Source organism: Sphingorhabdus sp. (assembly GCF_046596595.1).
GTDB lineage: Bacteria > Pseudomonadota > Alphaproteobacteria > Sphingomonadales > Sphingomonadaceae > Sphingorhabdus_B.
In genome coordinates, this window is record NZ_JBKJMB010000119.1 from 1 (window position 1) to 7,227 (window position 7,227).

At 58.5% G+C, this 7,227-nt stretch carries 8 protein-coding genes; 5 read left to right on the plus strand and 3 right to left on the minus strand.

The window, feature by feature from the left end; all coding sequences use genetic code 11:
- Together ACLL9E_RS11665 and hemC are read right to left on the minus strand one after the other, a co-directional pair.
- Positions 1-362: uroporphyrinogen-III synthase (locus tag ACLL9E_RS11665; protein ID WP_411291906.1), on the minus strand; the 362-nt coding region annotated here is incomplete at its 3' end.
- Complete coding sequence (hemC, locus tag ACLL9E_RS11670) at positions 359-1,294, minus strand: hydroxymethylbilane synthase (RefSeq protein WP_411291907.1); 936 nt, start codon at positions 1,292-1,294, stop codon at positions 359-361. The genes ACLL9E_RS11665 and hemC, both read right to left, overlap by 4 nt.
- Before the next feature lie 42 nt (positions 1,295-1,336).
- Between hemC and tsaD the strand changes: the two genes are divergently transcribed.
- Genes tsaD through ACLL9E_RS11685 form a run of 3 tightly spaced genes read left to right on the plus strand, consistent with a single transcriptional unit; the run spans position 1,337 to position 4,900 of the window.
- Positions 1,337-2,371: a tRNA (adenosine(37)-N6)-threonylcarbamoyltransferase complex transferase subunit TsaD gene (tsaD, locus tag ACLL9E_RS11675; protein WP_411291908.1), complete on the plus strand. Its 1,035-nt coding sequence runs from the start codon at positions 1,337-1,339 to the stop codon at positions 2,369-2,371.
- Positions 2,368-3,363, plus strand: coding sequence for an NAD(P)H-dependent glycerol-3-phosphate dehydrogenase (locus ACLL9E_RS11680; RefSeq protein ID WP_411291909.1), 996 nt, complete (start codon positions 2,368-2,370; stop codon positions 3,361-3,363). The genes tsaD and ACLL9E_RS11680 overlap by 4 nt, the downstream gene beginning before the upstream one ends.
- Positions 3,364-3,403: 40 nt before the next feature.
- Positions 3,404-4,900 (plus strand): lipopolysaccharide biosynthesis protein, encoded by a 1,497-nt coding sequence (locus ACLL9E_RS11685; RefSeq protein WP_411291910.1) that lies wholly within the window; start codon positions 3,404-3,406, stop codon positions 4,898-4,900.
- On the opposite strand, the gene ACLL9E_RS11690 is transcribed toward ACLL9E_RS11685, so the two are convergent.
- Positions 4,897-5,892 carry an adenosine kinase gene (locus ACLL9E_RS11690; protein ID WP_411291911.1) on the minus strand — a complete coding sequence of 332 codons (996 nt, stop codon included), beginning with the start codon at positions 5,890-5,892 and terminating at the stop codon, positions 4,897-4,899. The genes ACLL9E_RS11685 and ACLL9E_RS11690 overlap by 4 nt on opposite strands.
- Positions 5,893-5,964: 72 nt before the next feature.
- Between ACLL9E_RS11690 and ACLL9E_RS11695 the strand changes: the two genes are divergently transcribed.
- Both ACLL9E_RS11695 and ACLL9E_RS11700 read left to right on the plus strand, forming a co-directional pair.
- Positions 5,965-6,630 (plus strand): EI24 domain-containing protein, encoded by a 666-nt coding sequence (locus tag ACLL9E_RS11695; RefSeq protein ID WP_411291912.1) that lies wholly within the window; start codon positions 5,965-5,967, stop codon positions 6,628-6,630.
- Positions 6,627-7,007 (plus strand): hypothetical protein, encoded by a 381-nt coding sequence (locus ACLL9E_RS11700; RefSeq protein ID WP_411291913.1) that lies wholly within the window; start codon positions 6,627-6,629, stop codon positions 7,005-7,007. Before ACLL9E_RS11695 ends, ACLL9E_RS11700 begins: the two co-directional genes overlap by 4 nt.
- Positions 7,008-7,227 lie beyond the last annotated feature (220 nt).

Here is a 7,227-nt window from a genome sequence, read left to right on the forward strand (position 1 = left end):
TCTTCGCCCGCCAGCCACAACAGTCGGTGATAGCCGTCGGCTACTGCGCCACGGACCAGCGCCTCAACCCCCTGCGCACCCGTGTTATCGACTGGCACGGAAAGCTTGTGCAACGCAACGGCGGTAGCGCTGCCCACTGCGTACACTGGCAGACCGTGGTCGCGGGCAAGAAAATCTGCTGCCGCGCGCACAGCGTTGCCACTGGTCAGCAACAACGCGTCATAGCCATCGGCCGAAACGCGTTCCATGGCCAAATGTTCGATCGCAAATAAGGGCAGGATAATGGCTTGATGCCCTGCCGCACGAAGCCGATGTGCCGTCGCATCTGCCCCGGGCTGCGGCCGAATGACAAGCAATTTCACGATGCGAAAATGCCTCTCAGGTCGGCGCTCGCTTTGCCGAGCAATTGCTGCGCAAGCTGCGCCGGTCCGTCTTCGCCCAGATCATACAGTTTCTCGCCGCACTGCATCTCGGAGCCATCTGCTGTGAAGATCTCGGCGCGCAGCCTGATGCGCGAACCCTCGACCAGCGCAAGGGCTGCAACTGGCGAATGGCAATTCCCGCCGACCGCCGCCAGAAAATCGCGCTCCGCGCTGACGGCGGCAATGGTGTCTGCGTCGTTAATGGCCGCTACGATAGGGATAAGGTCTTCACGGCTGGCCAGCCGGTCAATGCCGACAGCACCTTGCGACGCGGCTGGCAGGAATGCATCGAGCGATAATTCAGCGCCCACTTCAGCCATGCCCAGACGATCGAGCCCGGCGGCAGCCAGCAAAGTTGCATCCGCGTCGCCAGCCGAAATATGCGCGAGCCGCGTGGCGACATTCCCGCGGAGCGGCACGATTTGCAGATCAGGCCGAACACGTTGCAGCTGCGCCGCGCGCCTTGGGCTTGACGTGCCCACACGTGCGCCTTGTTTCAGCTCCTGAAGAGATAGCGCGCCAATCAAGCGGTCATGGACATCAGCCCGTGGCAGCATCGCCGAGATCACGAAGATATCAGCGCGCCATGTTTCGACATCTTTCATCGAATGGACGGCAATATCAATCTGGTCATCGATCAACGCGCGTTCAAGTTCCTTAGTCCACAGCGCCTTCCCGCCAATATCGGCAAGTGGCCGGTCCTGAATTTTGTCTCCCGTTGCCAGCATCGGCACGAGCACAACTGCCTCGTCAGGCAATTGATGCGCCACTTTAAGGGCGGTCATGGTCATCTCGGCTTGGGCCAAAGCCAGCGGAGAACGGCGGGTTCCGATACGTAAGGGTCGGTCGGCTGTGAATATATTGCGTGTCATGCGGCTTGTTCATAGCGAGACCTCCACCTATGGGAAAGCACAATGGCAATCATCCTGGGTCTTGAATCAAGCTGCGACGAAACCGCAGCGGCAATCGTGCGTTCCGACCGGACAATTCTGAGCCATGCGTTGGCGGGACAGGAGGACCATCACCGTGCCTTTGGCGGCGTCGTCCCCGAAATTGCGGCGCGCGCGCATGTCGAACTTATGACGCCCCTCGTGGAGGCCGCCTTGGCCGATGCCGGGCTTAAGCTTGACGACGTTGATGCCATCGCGGCGACCGCTGGCCCGGGTCTCATTGGCGGGGTCATGGTCGGGCTGGTTACCGCAAAGGCGCTGGCGATGGCTTCGGGCAAGCCGCTGATTGCAGTCAACCATCTTGAAGGTCATGCCTTGTCGCCACGGCTGATCGACCCGGACCTCGCATTTCCCTATCTGTTGCTGCTCGTTTCAGGTGGCCATTGCCAATTGCTGCGCGTGAACAATGTGGGCGACTATACCCGGTTGGCTACGACCATCGATGATGCAGTCGGCGAAGCCTTTGACAAGACCGCGAAGATATTGGAGCTTGGTTTTCCGGGCGGACCAGCGGTCGAACGCGCCGCCGCGCTCGGCAATGCCCGGAACGTCCCCTTGCCAAGGCCATTGAAAGGCGCAGACGAGCCGCATTTTTCTTTTGCTGGCCTGAAAAGCGCTGTTCTGCGTGCGCACGAAACAGGCCAATATAAGATTGAAGACATCGCGGCGTCCTTTCAGCAGGCGGTTATTGACTGCCTCTATGATCGTATCACCTACACGCTGGATCGCATCGACCCGCCTGCTGCTTTGGTGGTGGCGGGCGGCGTTGCCGCCAATTTACCCATCCGTGACATGTTGGAGACGCTCGCTGGCAACCGCGGTATGCGCTTTGTCGCTCCGCCGTTGTGGCTATGCACCGACAATGGCGTGATGATCGCATGGGCGGGTGCCGAGCGGTTTGCTATGGGGCTGACCGACGGTCTGGATTTTGTCGCGCGGCCGCGTTGGCCGCTTGATCCTGAAGCAGCGCCCGCCCGTGGCGCAGGCGTGAAAGCATGAATATGGCTAAATATCCGGTAGGCATTATCGGTGGCGGTGCTTGGGGCACTGCATTGGCTGCGGTCATGGCGCAAATCCATGACCATGTCCTGATCTGGGCACGCGAAGATGAAGTTGTGCGCAGTGTGAACACGCAACATGAAAACATTCTGTTCCTTCCCGGCACTGCCCTGTCGGCAAAAATCGAGGCAACGGGCGATTTGGCGCAATTGCGCGATTGCGAAGCCCTGCTCGTCGTCACACCCGCGCAGCATGTCCGAATGACATTAAAAGCGCTTCCCGACACGCAAGCGCCGCTCATTCTATGCGCAAAGGGCATTGAGGCCGACAGCCAGATGCTCGTGTCGGATGTCGCCGCGCATGCCCGGCCCGGCAACCCGTTGGCGGTGCTATCGGGTCCGACATTTGCACATGAGGTCGCGGCAGGAAAGCCGACAGCCGTCACGCTTGCCACCAATAATCAGGCGCTTGGCTCTGTACTCATGCGGCAGATCGCAACTCCGACTTTCCGCCCTTATTGGTCGGACGATGTTGTTGGCGCGGAAATTGGCGGCGCGGTCAAAAATGTGCTCGCGATTGCATGTGGTGTCGTGGATGGTGCTGGCCTTGGGCTGAATGCGCGTGCCGCATTGATCGCGCGCGGATTTGCCGAAATGCAGAGATATGGGCTTGCACGCGGTGCGCGCGGGGAGACGCTGGCCGGATTGTCGGGACTGGGCGACCTTGTGCTGACATGTAGCTCGGAAAATTCGCGCAACTTTTCCTTGGGCCGTGGCCTTGGGCAGGGACGCAGCGCCAACGACCTGCTTGCCGACCGCAAAACCGTTGCTGAGGGGGCGTTCACTGCGCCCGTACTTTTAAAGTCTGCGGTCGCACTCAATATTGAAATGCCAATCGTTTCAGCCGTTTGTGCCTTGCTCGCGGGAACGGCTACAGTCGAGACCGTTGTAACCAATCTGTTGGCCCGCCCTTTAAGGCCCGAAAGCTGGTAACGCCGCGCTTAATCGGCTAATTCGCAACAGAGGGCATCACTTGACCACAGCCAGAACCGATGAAGAAGATATTCAAGCGCTCGCCAAGGGCGGCCGCACGAATGTTTTTGGATTTCTGCTGCGGCTGGCGGCCCGTATCCCTTTTTTGTTCATCGCTGGCCGGCTTTATGGCCCGGAAGCATTGGGCCGCTTTGCTTATGCTCTGCTTATCATTGAATTTGCGGCTCAACTCGCATCGCTCGGACTGCGGCGAGGCTTGGCCGAGCTGTTGGCAAAGGACGACCGGCCGCATGCGCACATCATTGCGGATGCATTGCTGGCAGCGATGGCAGCGGCGGCATTGGGCGCGGCGATCTTAATCGCTCTGCCACAATTAATATTTCCCAACAGCGGAATAACCGGACTTGACCGTTTTCTGCCGCTCGCCATCTTCGCAATCGTCGCGACCGACATCGCCCTTTCGGCGCTTGCGTATAAATTCGACATCGTATCAGCGGTCCGCGCACGTGCCATTGTTGAGCCGTGGACAATCAGCATCGCTGCCGGAGCTTTTTACTTTTATTCTGCGCGTGACGGGCTGATTCTGGCTTATGTTGCCTCACTGGTCGCAGCCCTGTTCTTTGCACTTTGGCCCTTGTGGCGCAGCTATGGCGTTCCACGCGGGTGGAGGCCAAGCGCATCGCGTTCGCTCGCCATTGCGCGACGTAACTTGCCGCTGGCAGCGGCGGACGCCGCAGAATGGGGCAGCAGGCGGCTTGATCTGGCTATCTTGGGGTTGTTTGCTTCCCCTGCCATTGTCGGAATTTATTATATCGCGCAGCAGGTCGCCAGCCTGCCGCAGAAGTTGAAGACAAGTTTTGACCCGATCCTGGGGCCAGTGATTACACGTAACCTGCAAACAAAAAATTATGCCGAAATCGCCAAACAGGTCGGGCAAGTTGGTTTCTGGATCATCGCTGCGCAGGCCGGCATCGCCTTGGCACTTGGTATTCCGGGCGAGGCTGTCATGGGGCTTGTTGGGCCTGAATTTGTCGGCGGTACCGGCGCGCTTGCCTTTCTGCTCGCCGCCGAGGTCGCCGCCGCCACGGCCGTCGTCAGCGAAGCGGCATTGGTGTACATGGCGCGCCACCGCAATCTGTTGATCTCAATCGGGATGCTGGCGGTGCAGGCCTTGGTGAGCGTCGGGCTCATATTTCTGGTCGATGATTTGCCAATCAATCCGAAATATATCGGACTGTATCAAGGCGCAGCCGTTGCCTGTGGCCTCATGATTTCGTTAGGTCTCGGGTCACTGATTAAGGCGCGGTTCCTGTCGCAGTTGCTTGGTCAGCAGATCCGCGTCTGGCGCTGGGCACTGTTATCGGCAGTTGCAGCTTCGGCGTTGCTTGGCATGGCGATCGTTAGCGTTCCTGCCCGCTTTGAGTGGGTGGAGTTGACGCTCGGTATTCCAGCTATCCTTGGCCTTTATGGCTGGATCATCTGGCGCTGGGGTTTCGGCCCTGAAGACCGGGTCCTGTTCCGCAAGAAACGCGATTAAGCCAGCCGTTTGGCCACAAGATCGGCGATGTCCGCTTCGGGCCGCGCGCCATAATGCGAGATGATCTCTGCGGCGCATACTGCGCCCATCGTCAGGCATTCCGCCATCGGACGGCCTTGGGCAATCCCTGCAAAGACACCGGAGGCAAACAGGTCGCCCGCACCCGTGGTATCTACAAGTTGGGTCACAGGCTCTGCGCTGACCTCGGTACGGACACCATCTTGAACGGCAATCGCGCCATGCTCGCCACGGGTACAGACGAGTAATGGAACTTTGGCAGCGATAGCGGCAACCGAAGCTTCGAAGTCGTCGCTGTTGTTCAACGCGCAAATTTCAACTTCATTGGCGAACAGAATGTCAATGCGACCGGCGTCCATTTCGGCAAGAAAATCCGGCCCATGGCGCGAGATTACAAAGGCGTCGGATAAGGTCAACGCAACCTTGCGTCCCGCCGCACGCGCCACATCGATGGCGGTGCGCATCGCGGCGCGGGGCTCTTCGGGATCCCACAAATAGCCTTCAAGATATAATATTGCTGCGCTTTCGATCAGCGATTTGTCGATCAATGCAGCGGGCAAATATTGCGATGCGCCCAAAAATGTATTCATCGTGCGCTGCGCATCGGACGTGACAAGAATGTAGCAGCGCGCGGTCGATGGCGCCCCTTCGCGTGCGGGAATGTCGAAATGAATACCGCCGGCGCGGATGTCATGTGCGAAAACTTCGCCAAGCTGGTCAGTAGCAACTTGTCCGATAAATGCTGTTTTATGACCCAGCCGCGCTAGCCCGGCCAAAGTGTTCGCCGCCGAACCACCGCTGATTTCGCGCGCTGGCCCCATATGGGCATATAATGCCTGCGCCCGTGCTTCGTCGATCAACTGCATGCTGCCTTTGGTCAGACCCTCGCTCTCGATAAACGCGTCATCGGTGTTGGCAATGATATCGACAATAGCGTTGCCAATCGCGAGAACGTCGAAGCGGGTATCAGTCATAAGGGTTCCTATTTAAGCCAAGCGCGCCCTAGTGGGGTTGGACATTTCCGGCAAGCGCTTTAGAACGGCGCGATGATCCAAGCGTTGATGCTATCATTGCAAAGCCTTTCTGACCGGCGCGTCGCGTCTGTCCTGATAAAAGTGGTTCTTCTCACACTCGTCGCTTTTCTTATTCTGGGCGTGGCTTTGTGGTTTGCGCTGCAATGGCTTTTCGCGTGGCTCAATATAGAAGATGAAGGGCTCTGGTCCGGGCTTTTGACTGTCGGAATTATCGGCTTGTCCGCTGTCCTTTTGTTCCGGGCGATCGCGGTTGCGATTACCTGGGTTTTTGCAGACGACATCATCGATGCGGTGGAGGACCGGCATTATCCGCAGCAGGCCGCTTTCGGCAAACGGCCGAGCCTTACCTCGGGTGCCTATATGGGGCTGCGGTCGATTGCGCGGGTGATCGGCTATAATCTTCTTGCTTTGCCTATTTACCTTTTACTGCTGTTTACAGGGGTCGGCACCGCAATCGCGTTTCTGTTGATTAACGCGCTGCTTCTTGGCCGCGATCTCGAAGATATGCTGATTGCACGGCACGGAAAATCACGCGGGGCGATCAACAAAATGCCACGGCTTATGCTCGGTTTGGTTGGTACGGCAGGAATGCTTGTCCCCTTCGTAAACTTGCTCGTCCCTGTGCTGGTTACTGCCATGGCGGTGCATGTGGTACATTCAGGAAACCCAGGATTATGACGCGGTTCCTTCCTCTTGGCTTAACCAGCTTGCTTTTGGTTGGATGCGCTGCGGTGCCGGAAGCTCGCCCGCCTGCGCCACAGGAGCGAACTGCGGGCTCCTTTCCAGTGCGTCCAGTTATGGCAACACGCGGGCTCGATGCAGTGATGGGCAAGGACGTAGGCGCGTTAAAACGCCTGTTCGGTGAGCCCCGACTTGATGTCATTGAGGTCTATGGACGCAAGCTGCAATTTGTCGGTAAACCGTGCATTCTCGATGCATATCTCTATCCTGAACGCAAAGGCGGGCGCGAGGTCGTCACCTATTTGGATGCGCGGCGCAGTGACGGGGCGGCGGTAGACCGGGTCTCTTGCGTAGAAGCCCTGCAACGCCGCTAAAGCGACCCTAATCGTTCTCCTCGAGCCCAGACGAGAGGTAGGGAGGGCTTCCAAAAACCCTCTAATGCGCCACCATATTCCCGTCGGCATATTCCCATTCGGCGCAAACCGATGGGTCTTGCTCCGCAGCCAGATACTCCTGCCGCTTGCGCGCAAATGCCTGAGGTGACAGGCGCCCCAGCGCCCATATCGCAGCGCCCCTGACGACTGGCGTTGGATC